Origin of the sequence: Metabacillus indicus LMG 22858, assembly GCF_000708755.2 — a bacterium.
GTDB lineage: Bacteria > Bacillota > Bacilli > Bacillales > Bacillaceae > Bacillus_P > Bacillus_P indicus.
In genome coordinates this window covers 1,122,126-1,141,328 of sequence record NZ_JGVU02000002.1, presented here as the reverse complement: position 1 = coordinate 1,141,328, position 19,203 = coordinate 1,122,126, and the positions used below count along the sequence as shown (strand labels likewise).

29 protein-coding genes are annotated in these 19,203 nt (G+C 37.9%); 24 read left to right on the top strand and 5 right to left on the bottom strand.

Translation table 11 applies throughout. The features are described from left to right. The first annotated feature begins 9 nt into the window (after positions 1–9). From AZ46_RS09130 to AZ46_RS09080, 13 genes are all read left to right on the top strand, one after another. Positions 10–417 carry an NUDIX hydrolase gene (locus tag AZ46_RS09130; RefSeq protein ID WP_029279914.1) on the top strand — a complete coding sequence of 136 codons (408 nt, stop codon included), beginning with the start codon at positions 10–12 and terminating at the stop codon, positions 415–417. Positions 418–489: 72 nt separating this feature from the next. Beyond that, a complete protein-coding gene (locus tag AZ46_RS09125) occupies positions 490–921 on the top strand; it encodes a cytidine deaminase (protein ID WP_029279916.1) in 432 nt (143 codons plus the stop codon). A 370-nt stretch (positions 922–1,291) separates the two neighbouring features. Beyond that, a complete protein-coding gene (locus AZ46_RS09120) occupies positions 1,292–2,164 on the top strand; it encodes an Rpn family recombination-promoting nuclease/putative transposase (RefSeq protein WP_029279918.1) in 873 nt (290 codons plus the stop codon). Between the two features lie 226 nt (positions 2,165–2,390). Continuing rightward, entirely contained in the window at positions 2,391–3,137 is a 747-nt protein-coding gene (locus AZ46_RS09115) for a class I SAM-dependent methyltransferase (RefSeq protein WP_029279920.1), read from the top strand. A 130-nt stretch (positions 3,138–3,267) separates the two neighbouring features. Continuing rightward, positions 3,268–3,912, top strand: coding sequence for an HD domain-containing protein (locus AZ46_RS09110; RefSeq protein WP_029279922.1), 645 nt, complete (start codon positions 3,268–3,270; stop codon positions 3,910–3,912). A gap of 230 nt (positions 3,913–4,142) precedes the next feature. Then, positions 4,143–4,514, top strand: coding sequence for a hypothetical protein (locus AZ46_RS09105; protein ID WP_029279924.1), 372 nt, complete (start codon positions 4,143–4,145; stop codon positions 4,512–4,514). A gap of 48 nt (positions 4,515–4,562) precedes the next feature. Continuing rightward, the gene (locus AZ46_RS21915) at positions 4,563–4,706 is read left to right on the top strand and encodes a hypothetical protein (RefSeq protein ID WP_158001633.1); all 144 of its coding nucleotides are present in this window, start codon (positions 4,563–4,565) and stop codon (positions 4,704–4,706) included. Between the two features lie 602 nt (positions 4,707–5,308). Next, positions 5,309–5,635: an immunity 53 family protein gene (locus tag AZ46_RS09095; RefSeq protein ID WP_035206974.1), complete on the top strand. Its 327-nt coding sequence runs from the start codon at positions 5,309–5,311 to the stop codon at positions 5,633–5,635. Positions 5,636–5,728: 93 nt separating this feature from the next. Further along, positions 5,729–5,899: a DUF6678 family protein gene (locus AZ46_RS22590; protein ID WP_412768597.1), complete on the top strand. Its 171-nt coding sequence runs from the start codon at positions 5,729–5,731 to the stop codon at positions 5,897–5,899. Next, positions 5,896–6,069: a hypothetical protein gene (locus AZ46_RS21910; protein ID WP_161781206.1), complete on the top strand. Its 174-nt coding sequence runs from the start codon at positions 5,896–5,898 to the stop codon at positions 6,067–6,069. The genes AZ46_RS22590 and AZ46_RS21910 overlap by 4 nt, the downstream gene beginning before the upstream one ends. A gap of 121 nt (positions 6,070–6,190) precedes the next feature. Continuing rightward, on the top strand, positions 6,191–6,700 hold the full coding sequence (locus tag AZ46_RS09090) for an NUDIX hydrolase (protein ID WP_051865379.1): 510 nt from the start codon (positions 6,191–6,193) through the stop codon (positions 6,698–6,700). Then, positions 6,690–7,154, top strand: a complete 465-nt coding sequence (locus AZ46_RS09085) for an SMI1/KNR4 family protein (RefSeq protein WP_051827287.1) — start codon at positions 6,690–6,692, stop codon at positions 7,152–7,154. The genes AZ46_RS09090 and AZ46_RS09085 overlap by 11 nt, the downstream gene beginning before the upstream one ends. Before the next feature lie 157 nt (positions 7,155–7,311). Beyond that, positions 7,312–7,839: a hypothetical protein gene (locus AZ46_RS09080; protein WP_139015498.1), complete on the top strand. Its 528-nt coding sequence runs from the start codon at positions 7,312–7,314 to the stop codon at positions 7,837–7,839. Between the two features lie 133 nt (positions 7,840–7,972). Here AZ46_RS09080 and AZ46_RS09075 read toward each other — a convergent pair whose 3' ends face one another. Next, positions 7,973–8,476, bottom strand: coding sequence for a hypothetical protein (locus AZ46_RS09075; RefSeq protein WP_029279934.1), 504 nt, complete (start codon positions 8,474–8,476; stop codon positions 7,973–7,975). A gap of 309 nt (positions 8,477–8,785) precedes the next feature. Here AZ46_RS09075 and AZ46_RS09070 point away from each other — a divergent pair, with 309 nt between their 5' ends. From AZ46_RS09070 to AZ46_RS09035, 8 genes are all read left to right on the top strand, one after another. Continuing rightward, positions 8,786–9,454 carry a DNA alkylation repair protein gene (locus AZ46_RS09070; protein ID WP_029279936.1) on the top strand — a complete coding sequence of 223 codons (669 nt, stop codon included), beginning with the start codon at positions 8,786–8,788 and terminating at the stop codon, positions 9,452–9,454. A 34-nt stretch (positions 9,455–9,488) separates the two neighbouring features. Further along, complete coding sequence (locus AZ46_RS09065; RefSeq protein ID WP_029279938.1) at positions 9,489–9,725, top strand: hypothetical protein; 237 nt, start codon at positions 9,489–9,491, stop codon at positions 9,723–9,725. Positions 9,726–9,832: 107 nt separating this feature from the next. Then, the gene (locus tag AZ46_RS09060; RefSeq protein ID WP_029279940.1) at positions 9,833–10,336 is read left to right on the top strand and encodes a hypothetical protein; all 504 of its coding nucleotides are present in this window, start codon (positions 9,833–9,835) and stop codon (positions 10,334–10,336) included. A gap of 108 nt (positions 10,337–10,444) precedes the next feature. Further along, positions 10,445–11,554 carry a sensor histidine kinase gene (locus AZ46_RS09055; RefSeq protein WP_029279942.1) on the top strand — a complete coding sequence of 370 codons (1,110 nt, stop codon included), beginning with the start codon at positions 10,445–10,447 and terminating at the stop codon, positions 11,552–11,554. Continuing rightward, positions 11,532–12,221, top strand: a complete 690-nt coding sequence (locus AZ46_RS09050) for a response regulator transcription factor (protein ID WP_029279944.1) — start codon at positions 11,532–11,534, stop codon at positions 12,219–12,221. Before AZ46_RS09055 ends, AZ46_RS09050 begins: the two co-directional genes overlap by 23 nt. A 148-nt stretch (positions 12,222–12,369) precedes the next feature. After that, positions 12,370–12,747 (top strand): VOC family protein, encoded by a 378-nt coding sequence (locus AZ46_RS09045; protein ID WP_029279947.1) that lies wholly within the window; start codon positions 12,370–12,372, stop codon positions 12,745–12,747. 117 nt (positions 12,748–12,864) lie between these two features. Then, entirely contained in the window at positions 12,865–13,410 is a 546-nt protein-coding gene (locus AZ46_RS09040; protein ID WP_029279949.1) for a GrpB family protein, read from the top strand. Positions 13,411–13,693: 283 nt separating this feature from the next. Continuing rightward, on the top strand, positions 13,694–14,083 hold the full coding sequence (locus AZ46_RS09035; protein WP_029279951.1) for a VOC family protein: 390 nt from the start codon (positions 13,694–13,696) through the stop codon (positions 14,081–14,083). A 92-nt stretch (positions 14,084–14,175) separates the two neighbouring features. Here AZ46_RS09035 and AZ46_RS09030 read toward each other — a convergent pair whose 3' ends face one another. From AZ46_RS09030 to AZ46_RS09020, 3 genes are all read right to left on the bottom strand, one after another. Further along, a complete protein-coding gene (locus AZ46_RS09030) occupies positions 14,176–15,174 on the bottom strand; it encodes a hypothetical protein (protein WP_029279953.1) in 999 nt (332 codons plus the stop codon). Further along, the gene (locus tag AZ46_RS09025; protein WP_029279954.1) at positions 15,161–15,508 is read right to left on the bottom strand and encodes a PadR family transcriptional regulator; all 348 of its coding nucleotides are present in this window, start codon (positions 15,506–15,508) and stop codon (positions 15,161–15,163) included. The genes AZ46_RS09030 and AZ46_RS09025 overlap by 14 nt, the downstream gene beginning before the upstream one ends. Positions 15,509–15,724: 216 nt before the next feature. Then, the gene (locus AZ46_RS09020) at positions 15,725–16,510 is read right to left on the bottom strand and encodes a GNAT family N-acetyltransferase (protein WP_029279955.1); all 786 of its coding nucleotides are present in this window, start codon (positions 16,508–16,510) and stop codon (positions 15,725–15,727) included. Positions 16,511–16,650: 140 nt separating this feature from the next. Between AZ46_RS09020 and AZ46_RS09015 the strand changes: the two genes are divergently transcribed. Further along, entirely contained in the window at positions 16,651–17,070 is a 420-nt protein-coding gene (locus tag AZ46_RS09015; RefSeq protein WP_029279957.1) for a GNAT family N-acetyltransferase, read from the top strand. Between the two features lie 55 nt (positions 17,071–17,125). On the opposite strand, the gene AZ46_RS09010 is transcribed toward AZ46_RS09015, so the two are convergent. After that, positions 17,126–17,515 carry an RDD family protein gene (locus AZ46_RS09010; protein ID WP_029279959.1) on the bottom strand — a complete coding sequence of 130 codons (390 nt, stop codon included), beginning with the start codon at positions 17,513–17,515 and terminating at the stop codon, positions 17,126–17,128. 172 nt (positions 17,516–17,687) lie between these two features. Here AZ46_RS09010 and rnz point away from each other — a divergent pair, with 172 nt between their 5' ends. Beyond that, on the top strand, positions 17,688–18,617 hold the full coding sequence (gene rnz, locus AZ46_RS09005; RefSeq protein WP_029279962.1) for a ribonuclease Z: 930 nt from the start codon (positions 17,688–17,690) through the stop codon (positions 18,615–18,617). Beyond that, positions 18,607–19,152: a histidine phosphatase family protein gene (locus tag AZ46_RS09000; RefSeq protein WP_029279964.1), complete on the top strand. Its 546-nt coding sequence runs from the start codon at positions 18,607–18,609 to the stop codon at positions 19,150–19,152. The genes rnz and AZ46_RS09000 overlap by 11 nt, the downstream gene beginning before the upstream one ends. The last annotated feature ends 51 nt before the right edge of the window (positions 19,153–19,203 follow it).

The following is a 19,203-nucleotide window of genomic DNA, read 5'->3' as shown; positions in this document are numbered from 1 at the left end:
GAATGTACTTTGGAGGCAGCATTTTCTCGTGTAATAATTAAAGATACAAGAAATAATATATTAGTTGTTCAGGACAGAGCGGATGACTGGAACTTCCCGGGCGGAAAACAAGAAGCAGGTGAAACGCCTTTAGAATGTGCGAAACGAGAAGTAAAAGAAGAGATTGGAATAGATGTTGATGATCTCATTGAGATTTATAATGGATCCTTTTATTTTGGAGATATCAAATGGCACGGCTACTTTTATTTCGCAAATGCCGCTAATGGAATTCCCGCTATTAATGAAGTAGATAAGATTAAAGAGATTCAATTTATTACAGATTTAAAATCAGTAAAATTCCATTCAGAATTATCACGGATAATTGATCAACTTTCTGGAAGTAAGCAGCTTCAAACAAGTACAACCACTTGGAAGTAGAATATTCATCAATAGAGGGCGTCAATTCAAGAAAGGATTGACGTTGCGGACCAACCAAAGGGGAGAATCATTATGATAAAAGTAAGACCTTTAGATGATAAAGACTATGAACTGATTAAACAAGCAGAAGAAGTAATAGAAAAGAATTATAGATATGGACGACATCATATTGGTGCAGCAGTCAGAACAATAAAAGGTAATGTTTTTTCTGCGGTTCACGTAGAAGCGAATGTGGGGAGAATAACAGTTTGCGGAGAAGCGATGGCCATTGGTAAGTCTATCTCTGAAGGAGACCACGAATTTGAAGCAATTGTAGCAGTTGCTCACCCTCATCCACACGAAGATATAGAAAAATGTTGGGTAGTTGCTCCCTGTGGTATGTGTCGGGAATTAATAAGCGATTATGGAAAAAACACAGATGTCATTATTTCTTATAATGATAAATTAGTGAAGTGCAATGTAATGGAATTACTCCCAGAAAAATATACGAGTGAAATGGAATAGAGAAATTAACTTAAAGCCGGATTTTAAACTGACTTTCAACGAAAAATTATAAAACAAATTATTACTTAGCAATCGGTAAAGAATTCTGGATGATGCAACTAGAGTGGTTCCTCCAAAAGGATTCGGTAGCTGCGATATGTCATCAGGGAGAGACTTATTTCTCTCATAATTGAACGATTGCACCATCAATCGAACCTGTTTAATGGCTATGATATTTTTTAAATGAAGTATCTGCGTTCTTAAAGTCAGACAAAGGAACTTTTCTATCACTGAGTCGACATATTACTAAGGGCGTATAGAATGAACACTTACGTTTAAGCTTTAAACTACCCGTGCCTCGTTATATAATTAAAAGAGAGGGAGTTATGATTTGAAACGATTAAAGCCTTTAAATGATTTTGTTTTTAAAAAACTGTTTGGTGAAAATAAAGATAAAGACATCTTAATTGGATTTATAAATGCAGTTTTAGATATAGAAGTTGAAGACTTGTATATTGTAGAAGAAAAGCTGGATAAAGATAAGATTGATGATAAGCAAGGGATTCTCGACATAAAAGCAATTTGTCATTCAGGTGAGAAAATCAACATCGAAGTGCAGCTTGTTAACGAGCACAATATGATTGAAAGAACGTTGTTTTACTGGGCAAAGCTTTATGCTGAAGACTTTAAGGCTGCTGAGAAATATTCAGATCTTAATCGAACAATCACCATTAATTTATTGGGTTTCACTCTACTGGATGAAATTGAATCGTTTCATTCCATTCATAAAATAAGTGATACGAAAACAGGAAAGACCTTAACAGAATTACTTGAACTCCACTTTATTGAAATGCCGAAGTTCAGCAGCATCACACCAGATGTGCATAATTCACTGCATCGATGGTTATTATTCTTAAGAGAAGATAAAAACAATCAGCAAAATTTAGAGGAGGTGTTTATCTTGGATCAATTAGTAGCAAAAGCTGAAGATAAACTACGCCGTTTAAGTGCTGACGAGGAAACCATCAGGTTGTATCAATTGAGGGAGAAATATCTATCCGATCAAAAGACGCAAATGGATGGAGCTAGAAAAGCAGGGTGGAATGAAGGCAGGAGTAAGGGGCTGGATGAAGGCAAGTCTGAAAAGGCAGCAGAGATTGCTAAAAATCTCCTTAAAGTCCCTGGCATGTCTATTCAGGATGTTTCAGATTACACAGGTCTTTCCCTTGATGAAGTTAAGGAATTGGAAAAAGAAATACGCTAAAGCATGAAAGTGTGTGATCTAAACTGATCATGCACTTTTTTAATTCTTTGAGTAGTTTAAGGGGCAGGAGATTCAAATAGATTAATAGCGAAGAAACTGGGTAAGTTTGTCTCTTAAAAAACATAAGATTTATTCAAGTTGAGAGTACCTTTATAAAGATGTAAATGTGATAAAATGGTAATTGGGACAATAATAGTCATGAACAGGCAAAGATAGGAGACGCTTTATGAATAGTGAATTTGATAATAAAACCAGAGAATATGCAATTGGGAGACCCTCCTATCCAACAGACATTTTATCAGTAATGAAAGAATTAGATATTAATAATCAATCCACTATTGCAGACATTGGTGCAGGTACCGGAATACTTACACATATGTTAGGGAGTCTGGAGTGCGACATTTTGGCAATTGAGCCGAACGAACATATGCTTGAAGAGTGCAAAGTGTATTGCAAAGATGTCACTAACATTAAAATGATTAAGGCCCCGGCAGAAGAAACATCACTTATGGAACATAGTGTAGATGTAATTACCATTGCACAAGCATTTCACTGGTTTGACAAAAAACGATGTAAGAAAGAATTTCGAAGGATTTTGAAAGAAAATGGGTCTGTGGTTATTTTATGGAATGATATGCAGATAACCAGTCAGTTGGCTATGGAATATGCAGCACTATTAAATAATTATAAAGTCAAAACGACTGCTGCCATTTCAAATTTTGACCCAGATGAAGAAAAACGTAATTTTCTCGAGCAGGAGTATACCAAGGTTTACTACGACAACTGGCATACTGTAACAGAGGAAAGTTTTATTGGAGGTGCGTTGTCATTGTCATACACACCTTCAAAATTAGATCTAAAGTATAATGATTTTGTTGCAGAACTTGGACAACTTTTCTCAAAATACCAACATAATGGAAGCGTTACTTTCCATTATAAAACTGAGGTTTGTATTTGTAAGTTTGCAAAGTGACAATTATTCTTATTAAATAATTGGGGGCGACTGCAGCAGAGTGGTCGTCTTTTCAAAAACAGCAGAATTGTAGAACAAAGGAAACAGTAAAGTAGGCTGCTATATTCTTATATGAAAGAGAGGGTTATTTATTAAATATATCTTGGATAGAGCATACGCTAATGAAATACTAGAATGGGCATATAAGAAAAATCCAGGCCCCTGGTACAACCATTCGATTAACGTAGCCAAAGCTACTGAACTCATCGTTTTAGAGCTTAGAAAATGCGGGCACGAACTTGATGTTAATCTGGCTTATAATGCAGCCCTCTTGCACGATATTGGCAGATTTAAGGGCTTTACTAAATCTGTTGTTCATTCCTATGATGGATATATGTACATGAACGATCTGGGGTATTTAGGGAATGCAATTATTTGCGTGACACATTCATTTCCCTGCAAGAATGAAAATATTGAGAATGCTGCAGAGTGGAGCCTTGTTCCTGATTATATGAAGAAGCAATTAGTTGAAATACTAGATAACAATTCTGAATATGATTTATACAATCAAGTAATAACCTTATGTGATGCTCTTGCAGATGCAGAAGGTTTCACCATACTTGAGAAAAGGTTAGTTTCAGTTGGTTTACGTCACGGTACAAACTTTAACACTTCATTACATTGGAAGGGTTTCTATGAAATTAAAAATGAATTAGAAGCTTTAATTGATAAAAAAAGTATATATTCCCTTTTACCAAATATTGAAAAATCAATATATGCGAATATCGACTATTAATTTTATTGTTAGAAGTGTTTGCTAATTAAAATTGCAATAATGCTTGAGAATTGTGCTCAATTGGGGGCAGATTTTATTTAACAAGCTCAAGTATTTGCAGCAACATGGTTTACCTTTTCTTTTAACGGAATAAGGCATTGTCAAATGAACAATTATCTGAATAGTGAAACTTGAAGGTTGAACTACCGTATATACAATAATGGTATTTCTTTAAAGGAGGTATAAATGTATTGCGTAACGTTACAAAAATAACGACAGTACTAATGATATTATTATTAACTGCCTGCTCTCCAAATACGACTGTTTTCACTGGGGAATCAGACAACTGGGAAGCTGAATTAAAGATTATTCATAATGATAACAATATTGTAGATCAATATGTAAACCTCCAATTTAAGGGCAATGATCTAGATTCTGCAGGCAATATCTCATATGAGGTCGACACTAATGCCGGAGGATTTGGTGGCAGCGGACTAGAATTAAATGAAAAAGGACATTTAAAGGGCAGCGATTTAAATAATAAAAATGTCTTAAAAACGACTTCAGCAATCATTTTTGTGGAATGGAACGGTGAAAAGGAAGAAATTTTTCTGAGAAAATAATCGTCACAATACTCGTAAGAGGTAGATTGCTGATAGGGGGATTTTAGAATGAAAAAAGATGATAAAGAAAAAAGCAAAATCAACACAGATGATGGCTGGAACCGGACGGTTTACGGCAGCCCTACTATTGGTGGGTTCATAGTTTTTGGTTTAATTGTCATCTATATTGGATACCAATGGATATTTGGTTAAGAAGGGTCGAATGAAGTAACTTGCATTAACAATCAAGGCGTATGCTAACGCCGTCCCATTATAATTAAACGATGAAAACTTCTGCATAAGACAGGAGAGGTACTATGTCAAAGTATATTAGTATTTTCTTTTTAACGATCATGGTAGTTTTTGCACTTTACATGATATATGGTTCAATATTTATGGCCGGCGTTAATTCTGCTGAAGAGGCAGTCTATACAGTAGGTCTTATAATAATCATTTTAATTTCTTTTTTGATCTCACAAACATACTATTTGATCGACTTAATAAGAAAGAAAAAATAATTTATTATTATCGGAAGCGATTTTTTCCAACAAGGGATAATCGCTTCTTTTATTGAATTCTTTATGAAGAAAACAAAGATTTAGCAGGATTAACCAAGAAAACAAGGTGATAATGTATGGGATTTGATGTGGTTCTATATAATCGTGACGGATGTAGACTAAAGACTATATTTGAAGTCTCAGAAGAGCTCCATAGTGAGATTTTTCATTCTAAAAAACCTGGCGCAGTTACTTGTAAACGCAGTCTTAATAAAATGGTAGGTTAATCGATGAAGGGTAGATGTAATGGAGGATGTTATGGGGACATTAAATTGGATTCAAAAGTGGTATGTTAACCAATGCAACGGTAATTGGGAACATTCAAACGGATTACGAATTAATACATTAGATAATCCTGGTTGGGAGGTAAAAATTAGTATAGAGGAAACTGTTATAAACGATAATCCCTTTGAAAGTATTGATATTGAACGGGCAGAAAATGACTGGATATATTGTAAGATAGAATATGAACGAGAACCGGACGTAATTTACTTTGTCGGTTACGGTGGTCCAGAGAATTTAGAAGAAATCTTAATAGTCTTCAAAAATTGGGCTGAAAGACAAGAAAACCTTACTGAAGTATAGGGGGCTATTGCAGCAAAGCGGATCGCCTATTCTATTGAGGATTTGGATGATTATTAAATAATAGTTTAATTATAATGAGCAAAAATTAATTAAATGATATCAGGTGAACAAATTATGCAAAACAAAGATTACCAGTATGTAATGAATAATACAAAATGGAATGAAATTAGGATAGCGATGTCATCCTTTACCTCTACTCTTCAATGGCGAACAAAAGATTTTGAAACAGCCCACATTAGCACTTGGGATAGCGAATGGTTATGAATGAGGGATATAAATACATAGAATGGCTGGAGATAAAGACAGAAACTGAAATAATCAAGAATGAGGTATTAGAGATAATTAAAAATGTCCACGTTCCGGGAAAAATACTTGAAGATAAAATCAGGGTGTATGGTTACGTTGAAGTTGGTACTTCTGTCGACTACCTTTGATTACTTTTTTCAAATATCGGGGCAATTCAACAGAATCTAAACAGAGTGGTTCCTCCAAAAGGAATACTACTAAGAGCGTATTTCTCTCATACATAATGGAGGGGTTATCATTTTTAATAAAATGTTAGGAATTCGGGGAATTGATGATAAAAAAATTAGAATAAACAACAGAGAAGCGGTCAGGGCTGTAATTATCCAAAATAATACGATCCTTTTGGTTCATTCAAATCTTGGAGACTGTAAATTTCCAGGTGGCGGAGTAGATAAGAATGAAAGTCATGCAGAAGCTCTAATGCGTGAGGTCGCAGAAGAGACAGGCTATCTTAACGGTTTAGTTGGAGACAAAATGGGCATTGTCATTGAAAGACATTTAGATGACTATGATAAAGATGCTGTCTTTCAAATGACTTCGCATTATTATCTTTGTGAATTAACAGACGAGAAGGTCGTTGTACAAAAGTTAGATGATTACGAGTCTGAACAAGAATATACACCTAAATGGGTAAAGCTCGAAGATGCGATGGAACAAAACCAATTCATTTTAAATCAATGTGAGCAGAACGTATGGATACACCGTGAAAATTTTGTTTTGACGGAAATAAAAAAATGGAGGACAACCAGTGACGATTAATAGAGCACTAGCTATTATAGAAGCAAACCTTGAGGAAGCCGATTTTGTTGGTGAAATTGATGACCAAATAATTAGGGATGCAGAAAGTAAATTAGGAATAAAACTACCTGAAAGTTATAAAGTTTTTTTGAAAAAATATGGATTGGGAGATATTTTTGGAGAAGAAATTTATGGTCTAGGCACAGATGACACAGGAGTTCCAAGTATGATTTGGATTACCGAAGAATTTCGAAGAACAGAAAATTTACCTCATAGCCTTATCTGTGTTTATTTCGCTGATGACGGTGAGTATCTATGCCTTGATTGTTCAAAAATACAAAGTAACAATGACGATAACGCACCTATCGTTTCCTTCGTTAGTGGCATACCAATAAACGAACAATCGTTTACAATAGTAGCGGAAAATTTTGGAGGGTTTTTATCGGATTTGTTAATTAATGCTCTAGAGGATTAACTGTTATGATAGATTATAACTTATTTCCTACTTATTAATATTCCATCAAAGAGGAGATTGCTGCAAAGTGTGATCGCCATTTTGGATGGTTTCGGCATTAGGGAGCGTCTGCAGCAAAGTGAATTGGCCTATCCTTATTAATAAAGGTGTGAAGGAAATGTCTGAGATGACAACATCCATTGCTTTATACGGTGAGATTGATGAGTTTGATACTAATAAATGGATAGAGTTCTACAGAATATCAAAAGAACTTTCAAGGAATTTTTCGTTTGAATCCAACTACATCGGTCTTAATGGTGAAGAATTTAAATCCGGAAAAGTGTTAACAATCAAGAGAACTGAAAAACGGCTTTTGAAATCACTTACAGAGGGTCATGATCTTTTCTCAATGGCATTGATTTCTTTACCTGAAAATTTTACTCAAGCTGCGTTTGATTATAACTTCTATCTGGGAAGAGAAAAAAACGAAGAAAATGATAAGCAATCTAAAATAATACTAACTATATCATCACAAGAATTTAAGAGAATAAACATTGCGAGTATAATCCCTGCTTTAAAAGAATTTATAGAATTCAAAGAAGGAGAAATCTTTGAGTTATCGAGATATGAAGTTCCGCTCTTTTATGCTTCAAAAATAAACGAAATGAAAGATTATGAGTCACTAAAAATTGTATCAATTTTTTAAGGATTTCTTATTCTTGATAGGAGCTTTAATTTAATCTTGTTTTTCCGTAATCTGGGGCTTGCATGGAAGAAGAAAGAGAACTCCGTTTTCAGCTGGGGTTCCTTTTTAGTTTCTATATCCTTTAATTTCCACTCTACTCTTCATCATTGTCAAGGCCTAATTCTTCTAGGATCCCATCCAACATTCTTTCGCTGAATGATAATTCTTCTAATTCTTCCGCTGTTAATTCATAAAATTTGTTACTTAATATTTCATTAAACACATTTTGAGTTACATTTTCAATTTGCTCTTGTTTTACTCCCCATTCATTGAAGATGATAGGCAGTGATTGTACGAAAAATTCAACGTAGCTCTTAAGAGGATAATCTGAATGGATGATTTCAATATATGGAAACCATAGACCATAATTTTTACTTTTAGCACGGTTATTCTTTCTCGGTAAAAAAACCTCTAGTCTGTCCTGTTCCTTTTTAGTTGCGACTGTCAGATGCAAAAACACATCTTTCTCTATATCTAATAATCCCAAAGGTTTCATAATATGTTCGATTATTTGTATCCTTATGTAATTATCCACTTTATGAGAGAATTTAAAATTAATTTTTGGTTCATTGAACCAAGCACCTATCGTTAATTCCACTTTATCCCTCCTTTTCAGCTCAATGTATGATAGTTATTTCAAATAGTACCATGTATTTACAACAATAATTGATGGAACTTTAATTAATCTTGTTTGTTACTTTCAGAAATTGAAAAATTTCTATCCAATTATAAGTATGTAAATGTTATTTACTACATTAGAGAGGTTAATCCTATATATGCTACTATATTAAAAAAGGTAAACTTTGGAGGTACATCCTGTAATAAGTTTTTTAATGACTTTAAGTTCTTGATCGATCACGTCAAGGACATATTATGAAACATTGCTTTAATAAAGGAGTTGTATATAATGAATGAAAAAAAAGATACAGAATTAAAACGCTCATCAAAAGCAGAAGACATTCTCTCTCAAATCAATACTAAAACTAAGCTAGGCGACTTGCGAAAAATCGCGAAGGACATTAAAAAAGATCACGAACTAGCTATGGAACTTTGGGCAACCGGAGAGTTTTTGCCCAGACTACTGGCAATCTTACTTATGGACAAAAAACTTCTTTCGCAAGATGTGTTAAATAAGCTTGATAAGGATATGCAGATTCACACTTTTGATGAGAGAAATAACTTAATGGATTGGTTAATGGCCAATCAGCTCACTAAAGACAAGAAGAACATTGCATTGATGGAGTCATGGAAAAATAGTCCTTCTGCTCTTCAAAGGCGAGCTTTCTGGTATTATCAAGCGCGATTGAGATGGACTGGACAGACACCGCCTGAAAACACTGCAGAGTTACTAACTGCAATAGAAGCTGCTATTGCGCAGGAAGAGCCGGAAGTTCAATGGGCTATGAATTTCACCGCAGGCTGGATAGGCATTTATGATGAAAAGTATCGAGCACGTTGTATTAAACTTGGTGAGAAAACGGGTCTTTACAAAGATGAAATGGTATCTAAGGGATGTACTCCCAATTATTTGCCGGAGTTCATTACGATTGAAGTTAACAAACGAATGAATAATTAGGTAGAACTAACTGATAAATTCATAAGGTTTTGAGTTGAAAATAAAGGAATTCAAAGCTTATATATGGACAGGATCTGAAAGTAAGCTTCCAGATCCTTTTTGCTTTGCTTGGAGCAGCACTAATGCTGGATGCTCTAAAGCCTGGATTGTTTCTGGCTGGTCACAAGGTATTCCTGAAATTCAGCAGCAGGTGAAAATAGAATCGAAATATTTCTTTGAAACTGTAGTAGAAGGTGAACCATCATTGCATTTTATCTTTTATGGCATTTAAGAATTATTTAAGAACTACATAAGAAATCATTTCGAATTGTTCCTTACAATGAGTTCTAGTCAGCCGATAAGGCGACGAAAACTATTGATTGAAAAGGAGTTTTTCGCATGGCAAAAAAAGCAGGTTATTACTCGGTTTTATCTCATCTTTGGATTCAGTGGATCATGTTGGGGGGCATCTTGCTTAATACGTTTATGGTCTATCCGAATATTTTTCATAACGTACCGGAAACATTGGAATCAACGATGGATTGGATGGATGTCGCTAGTCCGCATACTTATTTTCCGCCATTGGGATTTGCAAGTATTTTGACTGGTGTTTTGGCAGGGATTTTAGTGTGGAAAGTGAAACCGGCAAGAAAGTGGGTACTCTTCAGCCTGCTGGCCATCCTATTAGAAGGGGCAGCTTCTATTCTTTTTGAATGGCCTCGGAATGAGATTATGTTTATTGAAGGTGATGATATTCATTCTGCAGAGTTTCTAAAGCAAACGGTGATGGAATTCAAGATCGTGCATTGGTTCAGGGTTATGTGTAATATAGTTGGATCACTGTTCATCTTCATAGGATTTATTAAGTTTGATCGTTTTATGACAGCAAAAGGAAATAACTAGATCATATAAACGGTGCCGAACAGTCCGTTTTTGTGAGAGTGGAGTACCGTCCGGCTATACCGGTACTTATACTGAAGATATAAGTGTGAACGAGGAGGTAATGTGGAGGTGTCCTTAAAGAAAAGGCTGATTTTATCCAATATCGGTATGGTTGTCATCCCGATTCTCGCTTTAATCATTGTCGAACTCGCTGCCGGGTATTTGTTTTTTTATGTGCTCGAAAGAAAGCCGGAAGGGGAGGACATGCAAGTCTTTCAAACCTTTCGTTTCGCAGCAATGATTGTGATACTGGCCATCACCACCGGCATCCTGACCTATTCGATTTCCAGAAGTATTCTTAAACCGATTGAGATATTAACTATAACGGCGAAAAAGATCAGTGAAGGCGACCTCAATCACAGCTGTGCTTCAGATCAGAAGCATGAATTGGGGCAGCTGTCCAATACCTTTGAAGACATGCGGTTGAAACTAAAGAAAGCGGCAGCGGTTCAACAACAGTACGAGGTTAGCAGGCAGGAGCTCATAGCCAGTATTTCGCATGATCTAAAGACTCCCTTAACCTCGATAAAAGGGTATGTGAGCGGTATTCAGGATGGAGTGGCGGGCACTCCAGAGAAACTGAACCGTTACCTTTCTAAAATTGAAAAAAACGCTCATGAAATGGATGTTCTAATCGATGAACTGTTTCTCTATTCCAAGCTGGACCTTGAAAAAATTCCATTTGCGTTTGAGAACGTAAAACTGGACGATTATTTTCATGATTTCATTGAGGAACTTTCGTTAACACTTGAACAGGAACAGGGGAAAGCGGTTCTGATCTATGATCCTCTTCAAACTTATATAGTGGAAGCGGACAGAGAAAAATTAAACAGGGTCGTCATGAATATCAGCCAAAACAGTTTGAAGTACATGGATAAATCAGTGAAAGACATCCAGATCATCCTGAGTGGGAGAGAAAAAGAGGTCCAGGTGGAAATCAAAGATAATGGGAGCGGAATCCGGAAAAAGGATATTGACCATATTTTTGACAGCTTCTACCGGACAGATGAATCGAGAAATTCATCTACGGGAGGCACCGGTCTCGGACTGTCGATAGCCAAAAAGATCATTGAAAAACACGGAGGGAAAATCTGGGCAGAGAGTGAACAGGGAGAGGGGACGAGTATTTATTTTACACTGAAAAAGGTGAATGAGCGTGAAGAAAATATTGATAATTGAAGACGAGACAGATATTGCTGAACTTGAAAGGGATTATTTAGAAGTGAACGGATTTGACAGTGATATCGCTTCGACCGGGGAGGAAGGGCTGCACCTGGCAAGAACTCATTCGTACAATCTCATATTACTCGATTTAATGCTTCCGGGTATAGACGGGCTTGAGTTATGCAAAAAACTTAGGGACTTTCTGGATATTCCGATTCTTATGGTAACCGCCCGAAAAGAAGACATTGATAAAATCAGGGGATTCGACCGCGGGGCGGATGATTATCTTGTAAAGCCCTTCACACCAAATGAACTGGTCGCTCGCGTAAAAGCACATATTTCTAGATATGACCGGTTGATCAGCCGGGTTTCCCTGAAAAATGAAATTGAGATTAAGAACCTGCGGGTGGACCTCGATTCCCGGAGAGTATACGTCGACAATGCAGAAAAAACATTTACGGCAAAAGAGTTCGATTTATTGGTGTTCATGGCGTCCCATCCTGAAAGGGTCTTCTCGAAGGAGCACCTATTCGAGAGGCTCTGGGGATATGACTCTCTTGGGGACATCACGACGGTCACCGTCCACATCAGGAAAATCCGTGAGAAGATAGAGCAGGATCCATCTGCGCCTAAATTGATTGAAACCATTTGGGGGGTAGGCTACAGATTTAAAAAGGAATAGAACGAAACAACGCGAGATTTCTCTAATAATGGGAGGCGGCGGCTCATTTCTGATTGGTGAAGGAATCATGAGCATCTTTCTCGAATCAATAATTAGTAGTGTATTATCGGGCAAATAGCATTTAAATTTACTAAATGGAGTGAAGAAATTGATAAAAAGTCTGGGTCAAGTAATGGTATATGTTAAAGATCAAGATCAAGCTAAGGATTTTTGGGTGGAAAAAGCAGGTTTTACCGTTATTGCAGAAGAAGATAACAAACAAGGTATGAGATGGATTGAAGTAGCTCCTAAAGCGGGAGGAACAAGTATCGTGCTTCATAATAAGGACTTCATTGCTCAAATGGAACCTGAACTGAATCTCGGTACTCCTTCACTCATGTTCTTTACTGACAACGTGGACCGTTTGTATGATGACTTAAAGAATAAAGGTGTGAAGGTCGGTGAGATTGTAGACTTACCGTCCGGAAAACTATTCAACTTTGCCGATGATGAAGATCATTATTTTGCCGTACAGGAAAGGAATTAATGAAAGAAGCGCCAAATAAGAAATATGATTTTTGGCATGGAAGCAAGGTAAAGGGAGCGGCTGCAGCAAATGGATTGCCTTTTCATAGTGGGAAATTAGGCGCGGGGGATAGAGTTAGTGGACAATGGTAATGAGCATAACAACATTCCAGTGTGGGCATTTGAAAGAATTGAGATAGTTAAGCCAGACCCTGATTGGAAGGACAAAGGTATTCGGGAAAGAGAAGAGCTTCATAATGTACTTTCAGCTTTTAATGTAAAACAAGTAGAGCATATTGGCAGTACTGCAATTCCTAATTTGCCCGCCAAACCAGTTATCGACTTAATGGCCTCTGTTCCATCATTTGAACTTGTCAGAGAAATAGCGGAAACCCTAGCTTTATACCATTGGCATTATGTACCTCCTAAATTAGACAAAAAGCCGTGGAGAAGGTTTTTCGTAAAAGTGAAAAACGACAAACGAGTAGCACATTTACAGTTGATGCAAGAAGGCGAAGAACGCTGGGGAAAACTACTTGCATTTAGAGATAAATTAAGAACTGACGCACATCTGGCAAATGAATACGCTGTAATGAAAAGTCAGTTAGCGCAAGAATTTAATGATGACCGTGAGAGATATACAGAAGCTAAAGCAGAATTTATTAATAAGGTGTTATTTACTTAAGGAACTTATATGTAATTCGAAAGAGAACTCCATTTTAATCTGGAGTTTTTTTGGTGTTTCTGGGCGCTATTGTGTAGCTGTTTTCACCATTCAATCATATCCATTGCCAAAAAGACTAGGTTTCTTATTTTGTCGAGCACGTATCAATGTACATCAAAAGAAGTATAATCATTCCTCCAAACAACTGAAGCATTTCCTTCTTAAAACAAGTAAGCTTATGATACCAGCCGAAATAAGGAGAAATTTCTCATTTGGTGAATTGTTATTGTAAGGAGAGATTGAAATGAATTACGTACAAGTTCGTGTAGCTAGACCAACAAACAACTTACAGCAAATCGTTCGATTTTATGGAGAAGGATTAGGGTTGAAACAAATTGGGCAATTTCAAAATCATGAAGGCTATGACGGGGTGATGTTTGGTATTCCTGATGCATCGTACCATTTGGAATTTACGCAGCATATAGATGGAAGTCCGTGTCCTGCTCCAACAAAAGATAATTTACTTGTTTTCTATATTCCTAATAAAGGTGAGATTCAGCGTTTACACAGCCATTTGAAAACGATGGGCTACAAGACGGTCGAACCTGAAAATCCTTACTGGAAAGAATCTGGTGTTACGATTGAAGATCCAGATGGCTGGCGAATTGTTTTAATGTGTACTAAAGGAATTTAGTTGAAGTTTTAATAAAAACAAAGGAACTTCTAAGTTTGAAGTTCCTTACATAAAACAACTTCACAATTCTAGCCAATCATACCCACACCTAATTAACGAATTCTGGCCTTGCGAAATCCATTGAATACATTGAATGCCGCAGAAAATAGAAAGATGATTATGACGCTTCCAACAAGCCATGTTTGAAATTGCAAATCTGTAGTATTAAATAAATGGCTCATATACGCAATAAATTCTTGGTTCATTACCTTTGGATTACTTACTATGACAAGGAATACACCTGTTCCGATAACTTCAAGAGCAGCAGTAAAGATAGCTATTCTTTTTGTCCATTGTCCTATTATTAGTTTATATAGAGATAACGCTATTTCGAAGGAGATGATGACAAGGACGATTGGCCAATACTGAAGTAATACTTCTTGATTAAAGGCTGGAATCAAGAATTTGAGACCCGCTTCACCGCCTTCATAGATTCCCAAAAGATGATTGGCATGAAAGTATAGTGCTGCCCAAATCGCCGTCCACATCAAATATCCAAATACTTCGAGTTTCGTAATGGCTTTTTTCTTTGGGATATAAGGAATGTTCTTCAGATCATCAGGTGTCCATTTTTTCAAGCTTGCGGATAATGGCTGCTGGTCTTTTCCTTTATCTGTTCTTTCGATCATGACGAAAACGAGGGTAAGCCAGAAAAAAGTGTGGATGCTGACTTCGATCATTTTCCAAATACCGAAACCAGCTATAGTTAAAACGGCATCAATGATTGTTTCTCCGCGGGGAAACCCTATAACATATTCTGCGATAACCGTTATCAGGGAAACAGCAGCAGCAATAGGCAAGATCATTTTTAACAAAGAGACATAAACATCAAAATAGCGCGGTCCAATTAAATGCATGGGCTGATCCCGGTATCCGCTGGCTAATGCTGCAGGATTCCCTAATTTTTTGAGAACTGCATGAGCATCTTTTTCATTGTAATCATCGGGCAGCATATCCTCAATCGTTGACCGCAGCTCAAGGGCAATATCCTGACGGTTCTTTTCAGGCAGCCTGCGAGTGACCTCATATATATAAACCTCAATCACATTCATCTTCGTTCTCTCCTTTTACCAAACGATAAAGTTCTTTCGAATTTTTTAACCATTCTTGTTTCAACTGCAAAAAAATCTCCAGACCGTATTCGCTTAATACATAATATTTGCGCGGCCTGCTTTCGGATGTGTCCCAGCTGCTCGTAACTAATTCCTGTTTTTCTAAACGGCGAAGCAATGGATATAATGTGCTTTGATCGATGGTAATGCCTGATTCCTCTAATAACTGGACAAGTGAATATCCATACTGGGGTGTCCGCAATTGACTTAAAACGGCCAACGTCAGCGTTCCTCGCCTAAGCTCTGTCGATAATGAATTCAATAACGTGCTCATTCACCCACCTCTTTTTAAGTACTGTATGACATACACTATTTGTCTTATGCTATGTGACATACACTATTGTGGTGACAGTAATAATGGAAAATAGGTAATTGATTTAAGTGAAAAAACATTTTAAACCTTTTGATGCTGCATGAAATGAAAAAAGCGCTGATCCTGATATAGGAAAGCGCTTGGTGATGAAAAATATTCGGAGGCTAATGTCTAGCATCATCCCTGGATGTCTTTAATACTTCTTCCGCCTAAAAAAGCATGTCCTGTCTTCAGTTTAGCAAAAGTCTTAAACCCATATTTCTGATACACGTTTTCAATTTTTTCGTTAATCGGAAATACCCAGAGTTTCTCCAGGCCCTGTCTGGAAACTTCTGTCTGTATGTAACGAATCAGCTCGCCGATTAAACCTCTGCCCCTGTATTCTTTCAGAGTTGCTACGCTTTCCATCCTAGCCTGCTGGCCACTGATAAATAGACAGGCTGTTGCACAGGCAGTCCCTTTATAGCGGAGGATATAGTGTACGAAGCTTGGGTGGTTAAATTCTTCTTCAAAAGCCTTTTCCCTGACGGCTTTGCCCCCAAATTCGGTAATGCTGCACTCTATGTCCAATGCTTCAGAATAATTGTCTTTTGTGACCACTTCAATAGTAACTGCCTGATCCATTTCCTTTTCCGGAATGATTTGATCCCACATTTGAACAGGGCTGATTAATTCTTCAAACCCAAAATGATTTAATTTCAGCAGGTTGATCAATTCCTGTTGAGCTTCCAGGTTATAGATGTAAAACCTTGGAATGATTTTTTTAGATTGATAGAAATTCATCACTTGATCAATCACTAGTTGAGGCTGCTCACAAACCTGATCAATATGAGCATGATTGGCATCGTAATAGGTAGGCTGATCTTCGTTGCAGAACATGGCTCCCCATTTGGTGTCTGTCCGGGTAGTGAAGGTTTCCAGATAGGCGAAATCCAGTTTGAAAATATCTTGTATGCTTGTCATAGTAGTTACCCCTGTATGTTAATATAGTTGGTGAATAACCAAATTATAGCATACTGCTTTTTATGGGTTTATCGCGGAAGCAGCAAAATATATTTTAGAAGCATAGTTGATTGAAATAATGATGTATTGGAGGATAAATATTGAAAAAATATACGTATGAAAAAAACTGTCCGACACTCGAAGAATACAAATACCTGTGCGAATCGGCGGGCTGGACCGAGCATATGAATTTTGAAGTCGCGGAAACATCTTTAAAGAATTCTATTTTCGGGGTTACCGTAAAAGATCAAGACCGAATAATAGGTATGGGCAGAATTGTTGGAGATGGCGCAATCTATTTCTATATTCAAGATCTGGTGGTTCATCCTGACTATCAAAAAAGCGGTATTGGTAAAGAAATGATGAACATGCTGACCGAATATTTGAATCAGAATGCTCCGGATAAGGCGTTTGTGGGTTTGTTTGCTTCGCAGGGGAAAGGACCGTTCTATGAAAAATATGATTTTAAAGATTATTCACCGAACATGACCGGGATGTTTACTGTCATTTCAAAAAAATAATAGAGCATGAGTGAAAAGATCGGTCCGCATGGTTAGGGACCGATCTTTTTGTTTTCTATACTTCTCGCACTTCTGTCCCCGAAAAGCGATCATGTGGAAAGACGGCTCCTTCTTCGGCTTCGAACGCTTTCCGGTTTTTTATGTAATCAATAGTACTTACTGTATCCCTGTAGCCCATGCGCTTAATAATTTGCCGGGAAGTCGGTTTTGAACCATCTTCATTTTCAAGGACCAGCCCCATTTTTTTGTAGCCGACGGTTTGACCTCTTTTGCGCAGCTGTGCGTACTCGAGTGTCCACATGACGATAGTCGGTGTGATCAGCGTATGTACTGCTTCGCTTTTTACTTTTTTGCGCAGGAAATACTCAACTCCAGCTGTCACAGCGCTTGAGATTGCCAGGTCTATTAAAATCGCTTTTGTCCGTTTTTTGGTAAGTGATTTCACCGATGATCCTCCTCTGTTTTTGTTTGCCAGTACTTATACGAATAAAGAACAGGTAAGTTTCAATTTGATGAAAAAACAGAAGTCTTTTCTCTTCTGAACTCTTTCCAATCTTCAACTTTTCCCTGTTTTCATGTATTCTAGAGTTACTAGAAAGCGGATGAGGTGAGGCTTCATGGATTTGCTGTTTTTGGGGACAGGTGCCGGGATGCCGGCAAAAGCGAGAAATGTTACGTCGGTTGCACTGCGGCTGCTTGAGGAGCGGCAGGCGGTGTGGCTGTTTGACTGCGGGGAGGCCACGCAGCATCAGATTTTACATACGAGCATTAAACCGAGAAAAATAGAGAAGATTTTCATAACCCATATGCACGGAGATCATATATACGGACTTCCGGGTCTGCTTGGAAGCCGCTCGTTTCAGGGAGGGGAAGAACCACTTGTCATTTATGGTCCACCCGGCATAAAAGACTATGTGGAATACTCTTTGAAATTGAGCTATACGTATTTGAAATATCCTCTTGAAATTGTGGAATTTGAAGACGGGACTGTTTTTGAAGACAGCCAGTTTAAAGTAGAGGCCAAAAGGCTTTCCCATGGCGTTCCATCCTACGGCTACCGGATCACGGAAAAGGATCTGCCCGGCATGCTCATGGTGGATAAGCTGAAAGAGGCGGGTGTTCAGCCCGGACCGCTCTACAAGAAACTGAAAGATGGGGAATCGGTCATGCTTGATGACGGACGAACCCTGCACGGGCAGGATTTTCTCGGCGCTCCTAAAAAAGGAAGAGTCGTTACGATCCTTGGTGATACAAGGACATGCCCTCAGGTAGAGGAGCTTGCAGCTAATGCCGACCTCCTTGTTCATGAATCCACGTTCGGCAAGGAGGATGAACAGCTTGCGTATGAGTATTTTCATTCTTCAACTACTCAGGCCGCCAGAGCTGCCTTGAATGCAGGAGTGAAAAAATTGGTTCTGACCCATATCAGCGCCCGGTATCAGAATGAGGATCAGCAAACTCTCCTAAGCGAAGCATCTGCTATTTTCCCTAATACTTCTGTTGCAGAAGATTTTTCTTGTTTTGAGGTGGAGAGAAATGACAGCTAAGCACCTCTATTTGGTCCGCCACTGCCAGGCTCACGGTCAGGAGGTTTCGGCCTCTCTGACCGAAGCGGGGTTTCAGCAGGCTGAAAAGCTTGTTTCTTTTTTCGAAGGGAAGAAAATAGACAGGATTCTCTCCAGTCCGTTTCGCCGTGCCCTTCAAACCGCTGAGCCCCTTGCTGCTGCGCGCGAACTTGAAGTGGAACGGGACGACAGACTTGCAGAGCGGGTCATGAGCGGAACAGATATGGCAGACTGGAAAGATAAATTGAAGGAAACGTTTGCTGATTTTACCCTCTCTTTCGACGGTGGAGAATCAAATGAGTCAGGCATGAAGCGGGTAAGCTTACTGCTTGGCGATCTGCTTTCAGCTGAGGAGGGGCACATCGTTTTAGTCAGTCATGGAAATCTTTCTGCGCTTTTGCTTAGATACTTTGAAGAAAGCTATGGATATGACCTCATGATGAAGATGAGCAATCCGGATGTTTTCCACATTGAATTAAATGATGGAGAAACAAAGATTCGCCGGATATGGAGTTGACAACTTAGGGCAGAGAAGATAGAATGTTCTTATCAAATCGTAACTATTACG